Below are 20,860 nucleotides of genomic sequence, written 5' to 3'. Positions count from 1 at the left end.
GCGCAGCATCGCGGCCGTGGCGGTGGTGACCGGACTCACCCGAGACGGAACGTGCGACTGGCCTTCGCGCCGTCGTCCCCCAGCGTGCCGCGCTTGTTGCCGTTGACCTCGACCGCGACCGCACCACCGTCGGAGGCGGTGACCACGACCGGGGACCGGACGTCGAAGCGGTGCACCTCGCCGAACTCGACGTCGGCGTCGAAGACGACCTTCCCGTTGCCGCCGACCACCTTGAGGTGGGTGGCGGCGTCGGTGGTGGTCTTCAGCGTCAGCCGGGCCGGCGCCGGGGGCGTCGACCGGTTCGGGCCGTCGGAGCCGTCCAGGAGGGTCGGGGACGGCTGCTGCACCAGCGCCGGGGTGTCCATGACCAGCCGGGCGATCGACCAGCAGAGGACCAGCACCATGATCGCGGCGATCAGGATCGACCAGTTCGGGCCGCCGCGGGTGCCGCGGATCCCACCGGTGGCACTCGTCGCGAGCTCCGCCTCGAACACCCGGCGCGGGTTGATCGGGGCGTCTGCGTACCGGTCGTCGTAGGCGCGCAGCAGCGGAGCGGCGTCGACCCCCAGCACCCGGGTCAGGGTGCGCAGGTGGCCGCGGGCGTAGAAGTCGCCCCCGCACGGCGCGAAGTCGTCGACCTCGATCGACTCGATGACGTGCGGCCGGATCCGGGTCCGCTCGGCGAGCTGGTCGACGGTCAGGCCGAGACGGGTCCGGGCCGCGGAGAGATCGGGTCCGATCACCGGGTCCGCGGCGGGCTCGACCTCGAAGTCGTCGATCACCAGCGGGTCGACGGCGTCGCCCGGCTGCGCGATCGGGCGGACCCGGTCGCTCCACACCTGGGTGTCCTCGACGAGGTTCACGCTGCCGGGACGGCGCAGCTCGCGGCCGTGCGGCTCGTCGTCGGCGACCGGGACCTCGGCCTGCACCTCGGCCCGCCGGCCGCCCCGCGTCTCGCGCAGCGGCGCCGGCGTGGCGCTGGCCACGATCGGCTGCGTCGGCTCGGTGTCAGGGGCGTCGGCCTCGTCGGCGTGGAGGTCCTCGGGCTCGCCGGACGTGCGGCGGGAGAGCGGCGCCGCCAGCCGCCCGATCACCGCGGCCAGCCCCGGCCTGGGGTCGTGGATCAACGGCGCGTGCTCGTCGCGCTCGTCGTGCCCGTGCGGGGCGACCGGCTCCTCGACCACCTCGTCGGCGGGCTCCTCGACGGCCACGGCTTCCTCGCGGGGCGCCTCGACGGTCGGCTCCGGCTCGTGGACCCGCGTGCTGTCTCCGGCCAGCTGGCGCAGCGCCGCGGTCAGGTCGTCCTCGGAGCCGACCACGTGCGTCGAGAGGCCGAGCGGCATCGCGAACGGCGCGCCGTACAGCCGCTCGCTGAGGCGGCTCTGGCGGCGACCCGCGGCGTCGAGCTCGGCCAGCACCCGGTCGGTGTTGTGCGGGACCATCACCAGTCGGCCGTCCCGGAGCAGGCCTCGCCGGGGAGTGTGCTCGACGCTCGCCAGCGCGCCCCACGGCAACCCGCGCCAGGCCCGGCCGAGCCGGATCCGGACGCCCTGGCCGTCCGCCAGCAGCAGCGGGGTGCGGGCGTCGAGGAACGCATGGAGGTACGCCGCGCCGATCCCGCCGACGACCAGCGCCAGCACCCAGTCCAGGACCGCGCCGGTGGAGGCGGCCCGGGCGAGGTAGGCGATCGCCACCGCCGAGGCGACCACGCCGACCAGGGCGGCGACCCCGGCGTTGCGGCGTACCTCGACGACGTCCGGCGCGGCCCGCAGGACGCTGCCGGCGCCCTCCCCGGACTCGTCGCGGGACGACTCGTCCTCGAAACGTTCTGCTGCGCTCACATCTCCCCCTGCAAGGTCGCGATGACACCGTCGATCTCGTCCGGCTTGACCAGGACATCCCGAGCCTTCGAGCCCTCGCTGGGCCCGACCACTCCCCGGCTCTCCAGGATGTCCATGAGGCGACCGGCCTTGGCGAATCCGACCCGCAGCTTGCGCTGCAGCATCGACGTCGACCCGAACTGCGTGGACACCACCAGCTCGACGGCCTGGATCACCAGGTCCATGTCGTCGCCGATGTCGTCGTCCAGCTCACGCTTGCTCTGCGCCGGGGCGGTGACGTCCTCCCGGTACGTCGGCTCCAGCTGCGTCTTCACATGACCCACCACCTGGTGGATCTCGGCCTCGGTGACCCACGAGCCCTGCACGCGCACCGGCTTGCTGGCGCCCATCGGCAGGAACAGGCCGTCACCCTGGCCGACCAGCTTCTCGGCACCCGGTTGGTCGAGGATGACCCGGCTGTCCGCGAGCGAGGACGTGGCGAACGCCAGCCGCGACGGCACGTTGGCCTTGATCAGTCCGGTGACCACGTCGACGGACGGGCGCTGCGTCGCCAGCACCAGGTGGATGCCGGCGGCCCGCGCCAGCTGGGTGATCCGCACGACCGCGTCCTCGACGTCGCGCGGGGCGACCATCATCAGGTCCGCGAGCTCGTCGACGATCACCAGCAGGTAGGGGTACGGCGCGAGCTGGCGCTCGCTGCCCGGCGGCAGCTCGACCTTCCCGGCCCGTACGGCCTTGTTGAAGTCGTCGACGTGGCGGAAGCCGAAGTTGGCCAGGTCGTCGTAGCGCAGGTCCATCTCGCGCACGACCCAGGCGAGCGCCTCGGCGGCCTTCTTGGGGTTGGTGATGATCGGCGTGATCAGGTGCGGCACGCCCTCGTAGGCGTTCAGCTCGACCCGCTTCGGGTCGACCATGATCATCCGCACCTCGTCCGGCGTCGCGCGCATCAGGATCGAGGTGATCATCGAGTTGATGAACGACGACTTGCCGGAGCCGGTGGCACCGGCGACCAGCAGGTGCGGCATCTTCGCGAGGTTGGCGACCACGAAGCCGCCTTCCACGTCCTTGCCGAGGCCGGCGACCATCGGGTGGTGGTCGGAGCGCGCGGTGTTGCTGCGCAGCACGTCGCCGAGCGACACGATCTCCTTGTCCACGTTGGGGATCTCGACGCCGACCGCGGACTTGCCGGGGATCGGGCTGAGGATCCGCACGTCGGCCGAGGCCACGGCGTACGCGATGTTCTTCTGGATGCCGGTGATCTTCTCGACCTTCACGCCGGCCCCGAGCTCGACCTCGTAACGGGTCACGGTCGGGCCCCGGGTGTAGCCGGTGACCTGCGCGTCGATGCCGAACTCCTCGAGCACCTGGGTCAGCCGGTCGACCACCTCGTCGCTCGCCTTCGACCGCGCCTTGTGCGGCGAGCCGGGCTTGAGCACGTCATTCTTCGGCAACGTGTAGGTGATGTCGCCGGAGAGCGCGAGCTGCTCGACTCGCTGCGGCAGCGGGGTGTGCGGCGGCGGCTCGAGCTCGGCCTTCTCCGCGGGCGCCTCGGCGTCGCCCTCGAGGGCGACGTCGATCGCGTCCTTCTTGCGGCGCCGCTTCGAGACCTCGCGGTCCTCGAGCACGGGCGAGTCGTACGCCGGGTCCCCCATCTCGGGGTCGACGTCGTCGTCCCGGCGGCGGCGCGAGCGCACCGGCTGGGTCGGCTCGTCCGCGGTGTCGTCGTGGTGCCGGCCGAGCAGCCGGTCGCGGCCCTCCCGCAGCCGGGCCGGGACCTGGTAGACGGGCGTGGCGGTGATCACCAGGACACCGAAGATCGCGAGCAGCGACAGCAGTGGCACGACGACGTACGGCGTGCGCAGCAGGTCGAGCAGCAGGCTCGACACCACGAACCCGATCGCGCCGCCGGCCTGCTGCAGCGCCTCGGGGTCGTCGAGCGCCGGGCGCGGGCTGCCGTTGGCGATGTGCACGATGCCGAGCACCCCGAACGCCAGGGCCGCCCAGCCGATCACCTGGCGGCCGGCCGGGCCGTTGTGCTCGGGGTCGCGCAGGTTGCGCCACCCGACGTACACCAGGAGCAACGGGACGAACCAGCCCACCTTGCCCACCGAGCCCGCGACCACCGTGCGGGTGGCGTCCATGACCGACCCGGGCAGCTGCCACCAGACCGCGGCCGCGGCGACCACGGCCAGGCCGAACAGGAACAGGCCGGCGCCGTCGCGGCGGTGCTCGGGGTCGAGGTCGCGTGCGGTGTGCCCGATCGAGCGTGCGGTCGCGCCGAGGGCGTGGGCGATGCCCAGCCAGATCGCCGCGATCCCCCTGCCCAGGGCAAGGAAGACGCGCGCAACGGGACCAGTACCGCTCCGGACCGCTCGAGGCGCCGGGCGCGAACCCGTGGCGGGCTTGCGCTTCGACGTCGGCTTCCGTCGGGCCTGGCTGCCGGTACTCCGGGATCGGGTGCTCGAACCAGACCGGGAGGAGGTGCTCCTGGACGTGCTCTTGCTCCGCGACCCCGGCGGGGAAGACGTACGGGTCGCCATGCTCAGGACTCTAGGTGATCGTCCCACCCGTCACAGGGATCACACGGTGCGTGTCGGAGCCGGGTTCCGCGCGCCGGTCCGGCGGCGGATCCGCGGATATCTCACCCCCACGGGTGAATGGCGCGAACTTGTAACAAGAAAGTGCTCCGCCGCGCTAGACCGGTACGGAAAGCACCACTTACTGTGACGCACGACTCACGCCACCTACCCCGGCGTGAGCACGGGAAAATACTGGAGGGCACCACCGTGAAGTTCCTCAGGCAGGGCATCGCCCTGACCGTCCTGGGCGCGGGTCTGGCCGCGACCCCGGGACTCGCTGCACAAGCAGCACCCCCTGCACCGACCGTCGACAGCCGGTCGCTGGTGCAGCAGATGAAGGACGAGGCCACCGGGTCCGTCACTTTCAGCAAGGAGGACGCGACCGGCAAGGTCGGCTTCGTGCGAGCCGGCACCAACGGCGACCTGCTCGCGGACACCGGCGGGACCGCGGTCTCCAAGGCCGATGCCTACCTCGACAGGTTCGCCGCCGCGTTCGGCGCGACGCCGGGCCAGCTCAAGCGCGAGGACAAGGTTCTCCGGGCGAACGGTGGCAGCACCGTCACCTACACGCAGGAGTACAAGGGCGTCCCGGTCTTCGGCTCGATGCTCCGCGCGCACGTCGACAAGGACGGCGACCTCACCTCGGTCAACGGCTTCGCAGTCCCCGGGCTCGACCTCTCCGTCACCCCGCGCCTCTCGGCCACGGAGGCCGCGCAGCGCGCGATCGCCGTGGTGAAGGCCGCGCCTCCCGGCCACGACGGCGTGGCCGGTGACACCGCCGGCATCAAGGCCGGCACCAACGACCTCGTCGTCTACCGCACGGGCTCGACCGCCGGCCAGGCGAACGGCACGGACAAGCTCGTCTACGTCGTCGAGGTCACCAACGGCAAGAACATCCGCGACATGGTCTTCGTCGACGCGGACGCCGACAAGATCGTCAACCGGTACTCCATGGTGCACGACGCCCTCGACCGCGAGCTCTACGAGGCCGACAGCGAGCGCAACCTGACCCGCGTCTGGAAGGAGGGTGACCCGTTCCCGGGAACCCTCAACCAGGAGCAGCAGAACCTGGTCAACGGCACCGGTGAGTCCTACTGGTTCTTCAAGGACGTCTTCGGTCGCGACTCGTACGACGCCAACGGGGCGACGATGCGCACGATCAACAACGACCCCGCCATCGCGTGCCCGAACGCGAACTGGAACGGCCAGACCACGAACTACTGCAACGGTGTGACCTCCGACGACGTGGTCTCCCACGAGTGGGGCCACGCGTACACCGAGTACACCCACGGCCTGATCTACCAGTACCAGCCCGGTGCCCTGAACGAGTCCTACTCCGACATCTGGGGCGAGACGATCGACCTCATCAACGGTCGCCTGGACGAGGGCGAGGGTGACCTCAGCGCCAAGCGTCCCGACGGCCAGTGCTCGAAGTACACCCGGGGCGGCATCTCGGCGACCATCAACAGCCCCGCCGCGATCGCGGGCCCCTGCGCCGCCGCCGCTGCGGCGTCCTTCGGCCCGGTGTTCGACAAGACCGGCGTGACCTCCGACGTCGTCGTCGGCCAAGACGCGGCGAACCCCGACGGCCCGAGCACCACGGACGGCTGCAGCCCGTTCACGAACGCCGGCGCCCTGGCCGGCACGTTCGCCTACGTCGACCGCGGCACCTGCACCTTCGCAACGAAGGTGGCCAACGCCGAGGACGCCGGCGCGTCCGGCATCGTCGTCGGTGACAGCGTCGCCGGCCGTGCACCGATCTCGATGTCCGGCGACGCCGACATCTACGGCCTCATGGTCACCAAGGGCGACGGCGACAAGATCAAGGCCGCGACCTCGACCGTCAACATGACCGTCAAGGACTCCGACACCGACCCCAAGGCCGACAGCTACCGCTGGCTCATGGGCGAGAAGTCGCACGCCTTCGGCGGCGCGATCCGCGACATGTGGACCCCGACCTGCTACGGCGACCCGGGCAAGGTCTCGGACGCGGAGTACTTCTGCGGCACCGAGGACGGCGGCGGCGTGCACAGCAACTCCGGCGTGTCCAACCACGCCTACGCGCTCGCGGTCGACGGCGGCACCTACAACGGCGTGACCGTCCCGGGCATCGGCCTGGAGAAGGCGGCGGCGGTCTACTACAAGGCGATGACCGAGTACCAGACGCCGACCACCGACTTCGAGGACCACGCCAACGCGCTGGACGCGGCCTGCACCGCGCTCATCGGCCAGCCGGTCAAGAAGCTCACGGTCGAGCCGAACGCCGCGCCGGCCAACGCCGGGACGATCGAGACGACCGACTGCGCGACCATCGCCGCGGTCAGCAACGCGGTCGAATTCCGGAAGGCGCCGACGCAGTGCAACTACCAGCCGATGCACAACCAGAACCGGCCGGCGCTCTGCGACGGCAAGGGCCGTGGCGTCTACACCGTCTACAAGCAGGCCTTCGAGAAGGGCATCCCGGCTGACTGGGACGCCGACCAGGAGACCGTCTACGCCGGCGCCACGGGCTCGCCCTGGGTGGCCACCACGGACGCTCCGACCGGCAACGGTCCGGCCCACCCCGGTGGTGTCGCCTACGGACCCGCGCCCGACCAGGGCCAGTGCGACGGCACCGCCAACGACTTCTCGAGCCGGGACGGGCTGATCTCCAAGATCATCCAGCTGCCGGACCAGAAGCTGAAGGCACCCAAGCTGAGCTTCGACCACTACGTGGCGACCGAGCTCGGCTTCGACGGCGGCAACGTCAAGTACCGCATCAACGGTGGCGCCTTCAAGGTGATCCCGGCGGCGGCGTACACCAACAACGGCCCCCGCACGCTCTCGACCGAGGCCGAGGGCAGCACCAACCCGCTCGCCGGGCAGCCGGGCTTCACCGGCACCGACGGCGGCGAGGTCGCGGGCTCGTGGGCGCAGTCCCAGGTCGACCTGTCGATGCTCGGCGTCGCCGGCGGTGACGAGATCGAGTTCCGCTTCGACATCGGCCGCGACGGCTGCGGTGGCATCGACGGCTGGTACATCGACAACGTCGCCGTCACGATCTGCAAGATCAGGACGACCGTGGAGGCGATCCACGCACCCCAGCCGTCCCGCTACGGCACGGCGTCGAAGGTCAAGGTCACCGTGAAGCCGGCGGCGACCGGCACCGTCGCGGGCACCGTCCGGCTCATCAACGCGCAGGGCCACGCCATCGACACGGCCCGGCTCGTCCGCGGGAAGGCGACCTTCACGCTGTCGAAGAAGCTGGCCGTCGGAAGCCGCGTGTTCACCGTGAGGTACGTCGGGAACGCGACCTACCTCGCCGGGTCCGACAAGGTGAAGGTGACGGTCCGCCGCCGCTGACGCCTGACCCAGCTCCACCCGAGGCCCCCGCCGGACCCGTCCGGTGGGGGCCTCGGGCCTTCCCGGGGCACGTCCGGGCCATCACCGGACCCACCGTCCGGGCGGTCTTGGAAGTCCGGGGCAGGCAGGGAACGCCCACCCCGCGTAGCGTCTCGAAGATGAACAGCCGCCGCCTGCGGATCGGGGCAGCGACGGCCATCTCGGTGGTCGCCGCGTCCCTCGCCGCGACCACCGCACCTGCCTCCGCCGCCGACTGCTTCACCGTGGACCCGGCGCCGACCATCACCGGGCTGGTCCGGGTGGGCGACGACCTGACGGCCCATCGCGGGACGTGGGCCCCCGCGCCGAGCAGCCTGGTGGTCACCTGGTACGTCGGCGGAGTCATCGTGGAGGGCAACCCCGACGACGGCGGCGAGCCGTACCACGGCCTCACGTACTCCCCCGAGGCGTCCGACGCCGGGAAGACCGTCGTGATCAAGGTGACGGGGACCCGTTCCGGGTGCAGCCCGGCGCAGACGGTCGCCTCCGCACCGACGATCCCCGTCCATCCGGCCAGCTACGACACCGGACCGATCCCGAACCCGCCGAAGGCCGCCGTTCCGACCGGCGACTTCACCGTCGGCAAGACCGTGACCGCCTCGCCCGATGGCTGGCCCGCGGGGGCGACGGTCGAGCAGTACCGCTGGTACGTCGAGTCGGGCACCGGGCTCGTCCTGATGGCCACCACGGCCGGCCCGAAGCTCAAGCTCCCCGGGGACACGTACGGCCGGGAGATCGCGGTCCAGTCGGTCGCGACGCTCGACTACAGCAAGGAGACCCGGTCCCAGGTCTCCGACGCCTCACCCACCGTCGCGATCGGCACGCTCACCGGAACCAGACCCACCATCTCGGGCATCCGCAAGGTCGGTCGGAAGCTGACCGCCGTGCGCGGCACCTGGACCGCTGGCACCACGTTCGCCTACCGCTGGTACGCCAACGGGCACGCGATCAAGGGCGCCACCGCCCGGACGTTCACCCCGAAGGCCGGGCACGCCGGCCGGCGGATCTCGGTCAAGGTGACCGGCCGGCAGACCGGCTACCGGACGCTGGCGCTCACGTCGGCCCAGACCCGTCCCATCGCCCGCTGAGCCTGCGGAGGGTCCGGTCGACACCGACCGATCGGGTCGACCTTCGCGAATCGCCCACGCGGGAACCGTGACCGCACCTACCCTCCGGCCATGACCCGCCGTCGTCTGCGCGCCGCGGCGCTAGCCGCCCTGGCCGTGACCGCCACCGGCCTGGCGGCCACTGCTGCCCCCGCCGTCTCCTCCCCCACGGCGGCGCCCGGCACCCGGGTCCACGTGAGCGGCGACCTCGTGACGGCGTACGCCGACGACTTCGACGACCACACCGCGCGCACCCTGTACTGGGTGGAGACCGACGCCGGTCGGGTGGCCGTGCGCCCCGCACCCGGCGACGAGCTCCCCACCTCCGGCCACTTCGAGGGCACCGTCGCCGTGCCCGCGGGTCGCACTCTCGCGGGCGCCGCAGCCGACGCACCGTTGACCGTCGTCTCGGCCGACGTGTCGCCGGCGGCTGCGGCCTCCATGCCGCCGACCGCCCATCGGCTGTACGTCGCCGTGGTCACCAACCGCGGCACCGCCATGACCAGCGCCGAGGCGGACGCAGAGGTCTCCGAGATGGCGCAGGACTGGATCTCCGACGCCCCGGGGGCGGTGTCCGGGATGGCCCGCGACCCCGGCTACGCGATCAAGCGGTACGCGTCCACGGCCACACCCAGCGTGGCGAGCGGATGCGGGCTGCTCACGCCGGGAACCTCGTACTTCCCGATGTTCGACGAGGCGTCCCGGCTCTTCCCGGGCGTGCCGCTCGACACCGACATGACCCGGCACCTGGTGGTCCTCCTCCCGCCGGCCTGCAACACCCAGGGCACCGTCGGCCTCGGCGGCGGCGGGCTGGTCCTCGCGGTCGGAGACGGGGACGCGGGGCCGACCCTCACGCACGAGCTCGGGCACGAGCTGGGGCTCGGCCACGCCAACACGACCAGCTGCTCGTTCGGGACCGGCCCGGACTGCGAGTACCTCGACCTGCACAGCCCTATGGGCATGGGCATCGGCGGCAAGGGGTCACCCGCGCTGTCCACCGCGCACAAGGCCGTGCGCGGGTGGACCAGGGCCGGCGAGATGGAGACCGTCGACACGACCGCGGCCGGCACCCAGACCTTCACGCTCCAGCCCCGCGGGTCGTCCGCCGGCCTGCGCGGCCTCGCGGTGCCCGACCCGCGCAGCGACGACACCTACTACGTCGACTTCCGTGACGGAGGCGGCCTCGACGCCGACGCGGCGTACCCGCTGCTGACCGGCGACCCGTTCGACCTCGGGCTCACCTTCGGCGCCGGGGTCACCGTCACCACCCTGCCCGGCGCCGGCAACCAGACCACGCTGCAGGTGGACGGCGGCAGCGTCCCGGCCAGCGGCGGCTACCAGGAGGGCGACACGTTCAGCGGCGTGGGCGTGAAGGTCCACGTCACCTCGGTCACCGGCAACGCCGCCCAGGTCGAGGTGGAGGTCACCGACCCCGGCCAGGCGTTCACCAGCGCCCCCGCCCCCGTCGTGACCGGCACCCCCCGCGTCGGGCAGACGCTGACCGCGGCCACCGGCGGCTGGTCGCCGGCGCCGACGACGACGACCGTCACGTGGTACGTCGACGGGCAGGTCGTGCTGACCGCGGACGGGCGCTACGAGAGCACGACGTACCCACTCGACTACTGGGACGCCGGCAAGACCGTCACCGCCGTCGTCACCGCCCGGCTGGCCGACCACACGGTGACCCGCCGGGAGTCGCTCCCGGTCGGACCGATCGCCCACGAGGACGGCATGCTCCCGGTCCCGGGTGCACCGTCACCGGTCCTCACCGGCACCGCCAAGGTCGGGAACGTGGTCACCGCGCAGCTCGGCACCTGGCCGGTCGGCACCACCTTCGCCTTCGACTGGTACCTGGTCGAGGGCGACACCTACATCCGCTCCACGACCACCGGCTCCCTCCGGCTCCCCGCGTCGACCTACCGCAAGCAGGTGTACGTCGCGGTGCGCGGCACGTGGAACGACAGGTACACGGACGTCTGGTCGGGCAACTCCGCGCCGGTCGGTGCGGGCACCCTGACCACCTCCGTGCCACGGATCAGCGGGACGGTCAAGGTCGGCCGCACGCTCACCGCGAAGCCCGGGTCGTGGACCACCGCAACCCGGTTCGCGTACCGCTGGTTCGCCAACGGGACCGCGGTGAAGGGCGCCACCGCACGGACGTTCACGCCCTCGCGGGCCCAGGCCGGCAAGCGCCTCACGGTGCGGGTCACCGGCTCGAAGGCCGGCTACAAGACTGCGGCCAGGACGTCGAAGGCGACGCCGCGCGTGGCCCGCTGACCCGTCCCTACGGCGGGTCTCCCCCCTCCGTCCGGGTTGTCCCCTTCGGGACCAACGTCCTCGCGGCGATGACCTGCGGCCCTCTCCACGGCGTACGCTGCTGCCTAGCGTTGACCTGCCGGTGACGGGGCTGTCGTCGCCGGTGCCTGTTGTATCGCCCTCGACCGCGCAGGAGCCCCGGTGGACGTTCTCGACATCGCACGCTGGCAGTTCGGCATCATCACCGTCTACCACTTCCTCTTCGTCCCGATCACGATCGGCCTGTCCGCGGTGATCGCCGGCATGGAGACCGCGTGGGTGCGCACCGGGAAGCAGGAGTACCTCCGGCTGACGAAGTTCTTCGGCAAGCTGTTCCTGATCAACTTCGCCATCGGCGTGGTGACCGGCATCGTGCAGGAGTTCCAGTTCGGCATGAACTGGTCGGACTACTCCCGCTTCGTGGGCGACATCTTCGGCGCTCCGCTGGCGGTCGAGGGCCTGCTCGCGTTCTTCCTCGAGTCGACCTTCCTCGGCCTGTGGATCTTCGGCTGGGACAAGCTCCCGCGCGGGCTGCACGCCGGCACGATGTGGCTGGTCCACCTCGGCACCTTGTTCTCGTCGTGGTTCATCCTGGCCGCGAACTCGTGGATGCAGCACCCGGTCGGCTACCGGTTCAACCCCGACACCGGTCGGGCCGAGCTGACCGACTTCTGGGCGGTGATGTTCAACAAGGTGCAGCTGGTGACGTTCCCGCACGTGGTGTTCGCGGCGTACATGACCGCCGGGGCCTTCGTCCTCGGCGTCGCGGCGTGGCTCTACACGCGCAAGGAGCACGTCGACGACCAGCCGCTGTACCTCAAGGCGATCCGGATCGGTGCGGTCGTCGCGCTGGTCGCGGGCCTCGGCGTCGCGATCACCGGTGACGTGCAGGGCAAGATCATGACCGAGGTGCAGCCGATGAAGATGGCGGCCGCCGAGGCGCTCTACGACACCGAGCAGCCCGCGGACTTCTCGATCTTCACCATCGGCACCCCCGACGGCACCAGCGAGAAGTTCGCGATCAAGATCCCGAACCTCCTGTCGTTCCTGGCCACCGGCACGTGGGACGGCAAGGTCGAGGGCATCAACGACCTGCGCGAGCAGTACCAGCAGGAGTACGGCCAGGACCCGGGCGCGGCGTACTACACGGCCGGCGACTACGTGCCGATCATCCCGGTGACCTACTGGACGTTCCGCTTCATGATCGGCCTCGGGGTCGTGGTCGCCGCCGGTGCGGCGCTGATCCTGTGGCTGACCCGCAAGGGCCGTACGCCGACCGGCCGGTGGTTCGGGGTGATGGCGCTGACGCTGCCGTTCCTCGCGGTCTTCGCCAGCTCGTTCGGCTGGATCTTCACCGAGATGGGCCGCCAGCCCTGGGTGGTGTTCAGCCTGATGACGACCGAGAACGGCGTCTCACCGAGCGTGAGCACGTTCGAGGCGGCCACGTCGCTGATCGTGCTCACGCTGCTGTACGCCATCCTGGCGGTCATCGAGCTCGGGCTCCTCGTCAAGTACATCCGCAAGGGAGCGGACCCGTTCGTCGAGCCCCCGGACCCCAGCCTCAAGGGGCCGCAGGACGACGACCAGCCGCTGACCTTCGCCTACTGAGGAGACCGCCATGGAGCTCACCACCGTCTGGTTCATCCTGATCGCGGTCCTCTGGATCGGGTACTTCACCCTCGAGGGCTTCGACTTCGGCGTCGGCATGCTGCTGCCGTTCCTCGCGCGCAACGACACCGAGCGCCGGGTCATGATCAACACCATCGGGCCGGTCTGGGACGGCAACGAGGTGTGGGTGCTGGTCGCCGGCGGCGCGACGTTCGCGGCGTTCCCGGAGTGGTACGCCACGTTGTTCAGCGGCTTCTACCTGCCGCTGCTCCTGATCCTGGTCGGCCTGATCGTCCGTGGTCTGGCATTCGAGTACCGCCACAAGCGCGACGAGGAGCACTGGAAGGCCCGCTGGGACCTCGCCCTGATCATCGGCTCGTTCGTGCCCGCCTTCCTGTGGGGCGTGGCGTTCGCGAACATCGTGCACGGCGTCCCGATCGACGCCGACAAGGAGTTCACCGGCAACCTGTTCACCCTGCTCAACCCGTTCGGGCTGCTCGGCGGCCTGGTCACGCTGACCCTGTTCCTCACCCACGGCGCGATGTTCGTGGCGCTCAAGACCGACGGCGACATCCGGGAGCGGGCCCGGGCCCTCTCGGTCCGGCTCGGGGTGGTCGCCGCCGCGGTCGCGGTGGTCTTCCTGGTGTGGGCGCAGGTCGACACCGGCACCGTCGGCTCGGCGATCCTGTTCGTGCTCGCCGCGGTCGCCCTGGTCGCCGGGACCTGGCTCGCCCACCTCGGCCGCGAGGGCTGGGGATTCGTCGGCACCTTCGCCACCATCGGCCTCGCCGTGGCCGGCCTGTTCGTCGCGCTCTTCCCCGACGTCATGCCGACCACCCTCGACAACGGTGTCTCGCTCACGACGACCAACGCCTCGGCGACCCACTACACGCTCACGGTGATGACCTGGGTGGCGGTGATCTTCACGCCGATCGTGCTCGGCTACCAGGCATGGACCTACTGGGTCTTCCGCAAGCGGATCGGGACCCACCACATCCCCACCGAAGAGCTCGCCGGCCGATGAGGCCGCTCGACCCACGACTGCTCCCCCACCTCCGCCCGGCCCGCACCCCGCTCGTCGTCGCCCTGGTGGCGGGCGCCGTCTCGGGACTGCTCACGGTCGCCCAGGCGTTCGCGCTCGGCACCCTCGTGGTCGAGGTGGCCACCGACCCGGGCGGCAACGGCTGGCACGTCCCGGCCGGGTGGCTGGCCGGGATCGTCGTGGCCGGCGCGGCCGCGTCGTACGTCGTCGACGCGGCCACCGCCCGAGCGGCCGGCGCGGTCTCGACGGACCTGCGGCACCGCCTGCTCGCCGCCACCGCCGCGACCGACCCGCTGACCCTGTCGCGCCGGCGTACCGGTGAGCTGACGCTGCTGGCGACCCGCGGCCTGGCCGCGGTGGAGCCGTACCTCACCCGCTACCTGCCGGCGCTGGTGCTGGCCACGGTGCTGCCGGTGGCCGCGCTGGTCGCGATCGTCTGGCTCGACCCCCTGAGCGGGCTGATCGTGGCACTGACGCTGCCCCTGGTCCCGGTGTTCGCCGTGCTGGTCGGCGTCGGCACCCGGGACCGGGCCGAGCGCCAGTGGCGACGGCTCTCCGCGCTCGCCGGACACTTCGTCGACGTGGTCCGCGGGCTGCCCACGCTGGTGGTGCATCGGCGGGCGACCGCACAGTCGGGCACGATCCGGCGGGTCACCGGCCGCTACCGCCGGGCCACCCTCGACACGCTGCGCCTCGCGTTCGCCTCGTCGGCGGTGCTCGAGCTGGTCGCAACGCTGTCGGTGGCGCTGGTGGCGGTGTGCGTCGGCCTGCGGCTGGCCTCGGACGGCATCGACTTCCGCACCGCCATGGTGGTGCTGCTGCTGGCGCCCGAGGCCTACTGGCCGCTACGCCGCGTGGGCGCGGAGTTCCACGCCGCCGCCGAGGGCACCGCCGCGTTCGAGGCGGCCACCGACCTGCTCGACGCGCCTCCCGTCCCGGACCGGCCGGCGCTCCCGGCGACCGGCCCCCGCCCGCTGTCCGTGCGCGGGCTCACGGTCTCCTGGCCGGACCGCGACGTCCCGGCGCTGGACGCGGTCGATGCGGACTTCCCCGCGCCCGGTCTGACCGCGGTCACGGGACCGTCGGGCTGCGGGAAGTCCACCCTGCTGGCCACGCTGCTCGGCGAGCTGGGCCGCTCCAACGGCGCCGTGAGCGGGGGCAGCATCCGGGTCGGCGACGCCGACCTGCTCACCGCCGACCCGGCCTCGTGGCAGCGCCAGGTCGCCTGGCTCCCCCAGCGGCCCTGGCTGGTCGACGGCACCGTGGCCGACAACGTGCGGGTCGGGCGGCCCGACGCCGACGACGCCGACGTGTGGGCGGCGCTGGAGCAGGTGGGGCTCGGCGAGCTGGTCGCGGCCTCGCCGGACGGCATCGACACCGCGCTGGGCGAGGACGGGTCGGACTGGTCGGCCGGGCAGCGGGCCCGGCTGGTGCTGTCCCGCGTGGTCCTCGCCGACCGCCCGTTCGTGCTGCTCGACGAGCCCACCGCGCACCTCGACAGCGAGACCGAGTCGGTGCTGCTCGCGACCCTGCGCCGGCTGGCCCGACGCGCCACCGTCGTCGTGGTCGCGCACCGGGACGCGGTGGTGGCCGCCGCCGACCACGAGGTCCGGCTGCCCACCCCGGCACCGGTCGCCGTGCCCGTGCACGCCGCCGTCTGCGCCACCGCCCGACCGCGGCCGACCGAGTCGTCCACGGAGGCCGCGGACCGGCCGTCGCGCTGGGGCCTGCGTACCGGCACGCTGCTCGGCGCTCTCTCGGTCGCGTCCGGGGTGGCGCTCACCGCGACCGCGGCCTGGCTGATCACCCGTGCCTCCGAGCACCCGCCGGTGCTCTACCTCATGGTCGCGATCGTCGGCGTCCGGCTCTTCGGCCTGGCCCGCCCGGCCCTCCGGTACGCCGAGCGACTGGTCTCCCACGACGCCGCGCTGCGGCTGCTGGCCGAGCGCCGGGCCGCGGTGTACGACGCGTTGGTGCCGCTGGTCCCCGGCCGGCTCGGCCGCCGCCGCGGCGACGTCCTCGGGTCGGTCGTGGACGACGTGGACGCGCTGGTCGACGAGCAGCTCCGGGTCCGGCAGCCGGCGTGGACCGGGGTCCTGGTCGGCGGCGCCGCCGTCGTGGTGGCCGTGCTGCTCTCGCCCGAGGCCGCGGCCGTCGTGCTCGCGGTGTGCCTGGTGGGCGGGGCCGCGGGGCTGCTCGCGCGCCTCGGCGTACGGGCGGCGGCGCCGGCCTTCGTCGCCGCCCGGTCCGAGCTGGCCGGCGAGGTCGAGGCGTTCGCGGCGGGCATCCGGTCGCTCGTCCTGTGGCAGCGGGTGCCCGACGCGCTCGCCCGCATCGACGCGACCGGGCAGCGACTTGCCTCCGCCGGCACCCGCTCGGTGCGGGCGGTCGCCGGGTCCCGCCTGCTGGTCCGGACGGCCTGTGGCCTCGGCGTGGTCGCCGTGGCGGCCGTGGTCCCGCCGGGGACGGTCTCTCCGGCGCTCCTCGCGCTGCTCCTGCTGCTCCCCCTCGCGCTCTCCGACGCGCTGCTCCCCCTGCCCGACGCCGGCGCTAACGCGGTCCGGACGCGTGCCGCCCGCGAGCGGGTGGACGCGCTGCTCGCCGCCACGCCCGCGGTGACCGAGCCCACCGACCCGGCGGCCCTCCCCGACCTGCCGGCGCCGCTCACCGTGCGGTCGGTGGACGCCGCCTGGGACACCACGCCGGTGCTCCGCGGGCTCGACCTCGACCTGCGACCGGGTCGCCGGCTCGGCCTGGTCGGGCCGTCCGGCTCCGGCAAGTCGACCGTCGCCGCCCTGCTGGTCCGGTTCCTCGACCCGGTCGCCGGCCGTGTCGCCCTCGGCCCTCGCGACCTGCGCGAGCTCGCCACGTACGACCTCCGCGGCGAGGTCACCCTGGTCGACGACGACCCGCACGTCTTCGCCTCGACGGTCCTGGAGAACGTGCGCCTGGCGCGCCCCGACGCCTCCGACGACGACGTACGGCGCGCCCTCACCGACGCCGGCCTCGGTGCCTGGGTCGCCTCGCTGCCCGACGGCACGGACACGTTCGTCGGCGAGGGTCATGCGGACGTGTCCGGTGGCGAGCGGGCCCGGCTGGCGATCGCCCGCGCGCTGCTGGCGGACCACGACGTGGTGGTCCTCGACGAGCCGACCGCCCACCTCGACACCGCCACCGCACGCGCGGTCGCCGCCGAGGTGCTCGGAGCCGACCGCGGCCGCACGGTCCTCTGGATCACCCACGGCCGGGTCGGGCTCGACCTCGTCGACGACGTGCTCGTCCTGGGCGACCCCGCCGACGCCGCGGCTACGGCCGGGTGAGCGATCCACGCCCGGGCGTTTCGCACAGGGTGGGCTCGCCGGCCCTCCAGGCGGCCAGGACGTGCGAAACGCGCGGGGCCGCGCGGCAGGGTCAGGCCTCGATGACCACCGGGATGATCATCGGGCGGCGGCGGTGGGTGTTGGACACCCAGCGCCCGATCACGCGGCGTACGGCCTGCTGCAGCTGGTGGTTGTCGTCGACCCGCTCGCCGAGCAGCCGGTCGAGCGCGGCGATGATGTCGGGCTTGATCTCGTCGAAGACCGAGTCGTCCTCGGCGAAGCCGCGGGCATGGATCTCGGGACCGCCGACCACCTTGCCGGTCTGGGAGTCCACCACCACGATGACCGAGATGAAGCCCTCCTCGCCGAGGATCCGGCGGTCCTTGAGGTCGGACTCGGTGATGTCGCCGACCGAGGAGCCGTCGACGAAGACGTAGCCGCAGGGGACCTTGCCGGCGACCTGCGCCTTGCCGTCGACCAGGTCGACGACGAAGCCGTCCTCGGCGATGACCACGTGCTCGGCCGGGACCCCGGTCTCGCGGGCCAGCTCGGCGTTCGCCCGCATGTGCCGGATCTCGCCGTGCACCGGCAGCACGTTGCGGGGCCGGACGATGTTGTAGCAGTAGAGCAGCTCGCCTGCGCTGGCGTGGCCGCTGACGTGCACCAGCGCGTTGCCCTTGTGCACCACGGTCGCGCCCCAGCGCGACAGGCCGTTGATCACCCGGTAGACGGCGTTCTCGTTGCCCGGGATCAGCGAGCTGGCGAGGACGACGGTGTCGCCCTCCTCGATGTGCACGAAGTTGTGGTTGCGCTGCGCGATCCGGCTGAGCGCGCTCAGGGGCTCGCCCTGGGAACCGGTCGAGATCAGCACCTGCTGCTCGGGCGGCAGCTCGGCCAGCTCCTTGGCGTCGACCAGCACGCCGGCCGGCACGTGGAGGTAGCCGAGCTCCTTGGCGATCGCCATGTTGCGCACCATCGACCGGCCGACGTACGCGACCTTGCGGCCGTGGCTGACCGCGGCGTCCAGGACCTGCTGCACGCGGTGCACGTGGGAGGCGAAGCAGGCCACGATGAGCCGCTGGTTGCTCTGGTGGAAGACCCGGTCGAGCACGGGCGCGATGTTCTTCTCCGCGGTGGTGAAGCCGGGCACCTCGGCGTTGGTCGAGTCGGTCATGAAGAGGTCCACCCCCTCCTCGCCGAGCCGCGCGAACGCCCGCAGGTCGGTGATCCGGCCGTCCATCGGGAGCTGGTCCATCTTGAAGTCGCCGGTGTGCAGCACCAGCCCGGCGCCGGTGCGGATCGCGACCGCGAGGGCGTCGGGGATGGAGTGGTTGACCGCGACGAACTCGAGGTCGAACGGGCCGAAGGCGATCCGGTCGCCCTCGCGCACGACGTGCTGGGCGGTCTCCTTGAGCCGGTGCTCGCGGAGCTTGCTGGACAGCAGGGCCAGGGTCAGCTCGGAGCCGACCAGCGGGATGTCCTCGCGCTCGCGCAGGAGGTACGGCGTGGCGCCGATGTGGTCCTCGTGCCCGTGGGTCAGGACCAGCGCCTCGACGGCGTCGAGCCGGCCCCGGATGGCGTCGAAGTCGGGGAGGATCAGGTCGACGCCGGGGTGGTTCTCCTCCGGGAACAGGACGCCGCAGTCGACGATCAGCAGCCTGCCGTCGTACTCGAAGACGGTCATGTTGCGCCCGACCTCGCCGAGTCCCCCGAGGGGGATGATGCGCAGGGCTCCCTGCGGGAGCGGGCCGGGCGTGGTGAGTTCGGGGTGGGGGTGGCTCACGTGAGGGTGACTCCTGGTTGTCAGAGGAGGCCGGAGGCGACGAGGCCGGCGCGCAGCGCGGCCAGCTCGTCGTCGTCCAGCGGGACGAGCGGTCCGCGCACGTTGCGGTTGTCGAGCACGCCGAGCAGCTGCAGCGCCGCCTTGGCGGTGGTGGCTCCGTAGTTGGGGACGCCCATCATGGCATCGAACGCGGGGAGCAGCGCGGTGTGCAGCCGCAGCGCCTCGGCCAGGTCACCGGCCAGGAACGCGTCGATCATCGCGCGCAGCTGGGTGCCGGCAGCGTGGCCGACGACGCTGACCAGCCCGCAGCCGCCGTACGCGAGGTAGCCGAGGGTGGCGGCGTCGTCACCGGAGTAGACGGCGTAGCCGAGGTCGACGAGCCGGGCGGTGCCGGGCAGGTCGCCGGAGGCGTTCTTGACTGCCACGACCGTGTCCCAGCGCCTCGCGGCCTCGTAGGTCTCCAGCGCGATCGGGGTGGCGGTGCGGCCGGGCACGTCGTAGAGCATCACCGGGACGCCCGAGGAGTGCACGACCTGGTCGAAGTGGTGGAGCACACCGGCCTGGCCGGGCTTGTTGTAGTACGGCGTGACCAGCAGCAGCCCGTCCGCGCCGAGCTTCTCCGCCTGCCGCGCGAGCTCCACCGAGTGCGCCGTGGAGTTGGTGCCGACGCCGGCGACCACGCTGGCCCGGTCGCCGACCGCGTCCTTGACCGCCCGGAGGATCTCGCCGTCCTCGGCGACCGAGGTGGTCGGCGACTCGCCGGTCGTGCCGGAGACGACCACGCCGTCGTGGCCGTGGTCGACGAGGTGCGCCGCGATCCGGGCGGTGGCGTCGAGGTCGACCGCGCCGTCGTCGTCGAAGGCGGTTGCCATCGCGGTGAGGACGCGGCCGAAGGGTGCTGCGGAGGTCATGGGGTCAGGCTAGCGCCCGTCGGGGCTCAGCCGTTCGCCACGCTGGCGCCGGCGGCGTACGACTCGATGATCTGGCGGGCCCGGGGCAGGAACGCCCGCCCCTCGGCGGTCAGCGTGAGGCGGCGTACGCCGCGGTCGACCAGGCGTACGCCGAGCGCTCGTTCGAGACGCGAGATCCGGCCGCTGAACCCGGGCTGGGACAGGTGGAGCTCACGCGCTGCCACCGTGAAGCCGCCGTGCTCGACGAGCGCGATGAACGCCGCGATCTCGGCGAGCGACACCGAGAGGCGTGCACCGGTGAGCGGTGGTGTCATCGTGTCCCCCACGAACCTGTCCGACTGAGGTTCAGGCTATGACACGTCAGTACTATACGGTCAACGACGACACGGTGACGGGACGGTCACGAAACGGCCACCACGGTCACATTTCGATGAAGACGGAAGGGGAGCGCCCCGCATGTCGCTCCGGTTCGCCATCCTCGGGTCCCTCGCCGTGCAGCCCGCGTCGGGCTACGACCTGGTCAAGCGCTTCGACAAGACCCTCAACTTCGTCTGGTGGGCCAGCCACGGCGCCGTCTACACCGAGCTCGGCAAGCTCCAGGCCGACGGCTTCGTCGAGCCGCACGAGACCGGGCCCCGCGGGCGCCAGAGCTTCGCGATCAGCGACGCCGGGCAGGACGCGCTCCGCGAGTGGCTGCGCACCCCGGCCGTGCGCCACGCGCGCGACGACCTGATCCTGCGGGTCTTCAGCCTGTGGCTGCTCGACGACGACGCCGCGGCGGCGTACCTCGACGACCTGGCCACGGAGTTCCGCGGGCGGCTCGCGGAGTACGAGTCCCGGGTCCGGGACGAGCCGGCGCCCGACTCCGGGACCGACGGCCGCGCCCACGCCTTCGACCAGCTCGCGCTGTCCGCGGGCATCGCCCACGAACGCACGATGCTCGCCTGGGCCGAGGACGCGGCGCGGCAGGTCCGTGCTGGCGAGGACTGACGGG

The 20,860-nt window shown here is 72.3% G+C and carries 12 protein-coding genes; 7 read left to right on the top strand and 5 right to left on the bottom strand.

Features of this window, described 5'->3' with window-relative positions; translation table 11 throughout:
* Positions 1 to 35 precede the first annotated feature (35 nt).
* Together EKO23_RS20070 and EKO23_RS20065 are read right to left on the bottom strand one after the other, a co-directional pair.
* Positions 36 to 1,841 carry a helix-turn-helix domain-containing protein gene (locus EKO23_RS20070; protein ID WP_134720027.1) on the bottom strand — a complete coding sequence of 602 codons (1,806 nt, stop codon included), beginning with the start codon at positions 1,839 to 1,841 and terminating at the stop codon, positions 36 to 38.
* Positions 1,838 to 4,381 carry an FtsK/SpoIIIE family DNA translocase gene (locus EKO23_RS20065; protein ID WP_175582725.1) on the bottom strand — a complete coding sequence of 848 codons (2,544 nt, stop codon included), beginning with the start codon at positions 4,379 to 4,381 and terminating at the stop codon, positions 1,838 to 1,840. Before EKO23_RS20065 ends, EKO23_RS20070 begins: the two co-directional genes overlap by 4 nt.
* 246 nt (positions 4,382 to 4,627) lie before the next feature.
* Here EKO23_RS20065 and EKO23_RS20060 point away from each other — a divergent pair, with 246 nt between their 5' ends.
* The 6 genes from EKO23_RS20060 (at position 4,628) to cydD (ending at position 17,172) form a co-directional block, all read left to right on the top strand.
* Positions 4,628 to 7,762, top strand: coding sequence for a M4 family metallopeptidase (locus EKO23_RS20060; protein ID WP_167880568.1), 3,135 nt, complete (start codon positions 4,628 to 4,630; stop codon positions 7,760 to 7,762).
* Between the two features lie 158 nt (positions 7,763 to 7,920).
* Positions 7,921 to 8,889, top strand: a complete 969-nt coding sequence (locus EKO23_RS20055) for a hypothetical protein (RefSeq protein ID WP_134720023.1) — start codon at positions 7,921 to 7,923, stop codon at positions 8,887 to 8,889.
* A gap of 90 nt (positions 8,890 to 8,979) precedes the next feature.
* A complete protein-coding gene (locus EKO23_RS20050) occupies positions 8,980 to 11,184 on the top strand; it encodes a hypothetical protein (RefSeq protein WP_134720021.1) in 2,205 nt (734 codons plus the stop codon).
* Between the two features lie 180 nt (positions 11,185 to 11,364).
* Entirely contained in the window at positions 11,365 to 12,810 is a 1,446-nt protein-coding gene (locus EKO23_RS20045; RefSeq protein ID WP_134720019.1) for a cytochrome ubiquinol oxidase subunit I, read from the top strand.
* A 10-nt stretch (positions 12,811 to 12,820) separates the two neighbouring features.
* Positions 12,821 to 13,834, top strand: a complete 1,014-nt coding sequence (cydB, locus tag EKO23_RS20040) for a cytochrome d ubiquinol oxidase subunit II (protein ID WP_134720017.1) — start codon at positions 12,821 to 12,823, stop codon at positions 13,832 to 13,834.
* Positions 13,831 to 17,172, top strand: coding sequence for a thiol reductant ABC exporter subunit CydD (gene cydD / locus EKO23_RS20035; protein WP_134720015.1), 3,342 nt, complete (start codon positions 13,831 to 13,833; stop codon positions 17,170 to 17,172). The genes cydB and cydD overlap by 4 nt, the downstream gene beginning before the upstream one ends.
* A 91-nt stretch (positions 17,173 to 17,263) precedes the next feature.
* On the opposite strand, the gene EKO23_RS20030 is transcribed toward cydD, so the two are convergent.
* From EKO23_RS20030 to EKO23_RS20020, 3 genes are read right to left on the bottom strand one after another with little or no spacing between them, the layout of a single operon-like run.
* Entirely contained in the window at positions 17,264 to 18,955 is a 1,692-nt protein-coding gene (locus EKO23_RS20030) for a ribonuclease J (RefSeq protein WP_134720014.1), read from the bottom strand.
* A 20-nt stretch (positions 18,956 to 18,975) separates the two neighbouring features.
* Positions 18,976 to 19,866: a 4-hydroxy-tetrahydrodipicolinate synthase gene (gene dapA / locus EKO23_RS20025; RefSeq protein ID WP_134720012.1), complete on the bottom strand. Its 891-nt coding sequence runs from the start codon at positions 19,864 to 19,866 to the stop codon at positions 18,976 to 18,978.
* A 26-nt stretch (positions 19,867 to 19,892) separates the two neighbouring features.
* On the bottom strand, positions 19,893 to 20,180 hold the full coding sequence (locus tag EKO23_RS20020) for a LysR family transcriptional regulator (protein WP_134720010.1): 288 nt from the start codon (positions 20,178 to 20,180) through the stop codon (positions 19,893 to 19,895).
* A gap of 142 nt (positions 20,181 to 20,322) precedes the next feature.
* On the opposite strand from EKO23_RS20020, the gene EKO23_RS20015 reads away from it, so the two are divergent.
* Positions 20,323 to 20,856 (top strand): PadR family transcriptional regulator, encoded by a 534-nt coding sequence (locus EKO23_RS20015; protein ID WP_134720008.1) that lies wholly within the window; start codon positions 20,323 to 20,325, stop codon positions 20,854 to 20,856.
* Positions 20,857 to 20,860: the final 4 nt, after the last annotated feature.

It is taken from the genome of Nocardioides guangzhouensis (genome assembly GCF_004519545.1).
Classification (GTDB): domain Bacteria; phylum Actinomycetota; class Actinomycetes; order Propionibacteriales; family Nocardioidaceae; genus Nocardioides; species Nocardioides guangzhouensis.
Note: the sequence above shows the minus strand (reverse complement) of the source record. Positions and strands in the feature narration are given on the sequence as shown.

Coding starts and splice junctions, on each gene's coding strand:
- cydB (WP_134720017.1), top strand. CDS start 12,821: ATGGAGCTCACCACCGTCTGGTTCATCCTGATCGCGGTCCTCTGGATC.
- cydD (WP_134720015.1), top strand. CDS start 13,831: ATGAGGCCGCTCGACCCACGACTGCTCCCCCACCTCCGCCCGGCCCGC.
- EKO23_RS20055 (WP_134720023.1), top strand. CDS start 7,921: ATGAACAGCCGCCGCCTGCGGATCGGGGCAGCGACGGCCATCTCGGTG.
- EKO23_RS20015 (WP_134720008.1), top strand. CDS start 20,323: ATGTCGCTCCGGTTCGCCATCCTCGGGTCCCTCGCCGTGCAGCCCGCG.
- dapA (WP_134720012.1), bottom strand. CDS start 19,866: ATGACCTCCGCAGCACCCTTCGGCCGCGTCCTCACCGCGATGGCAACC.
- EKO23_RS20050 (WP_134720021.1), top strand. CDS start 8,980: ATGACCCGCCGTCGTCTGCGCGCCGCGGCGCTAGCCGCCCTGGCCGTG.
- EKO23_RS20020 (WP_134720010.1), bottom strand. CDS start 20,180: ATGACACCACCGCTCACCGGTGCACGCCTCTCGGTGTCGCTCGCCGAG.
- EKO23_RS20065 (WP_175582725.1), bottom strand. CDS start 4,381: ATGGCGACCCGTACGTCTTCCCCGCCGGGGTCGCGGAGCAAGAGCACG.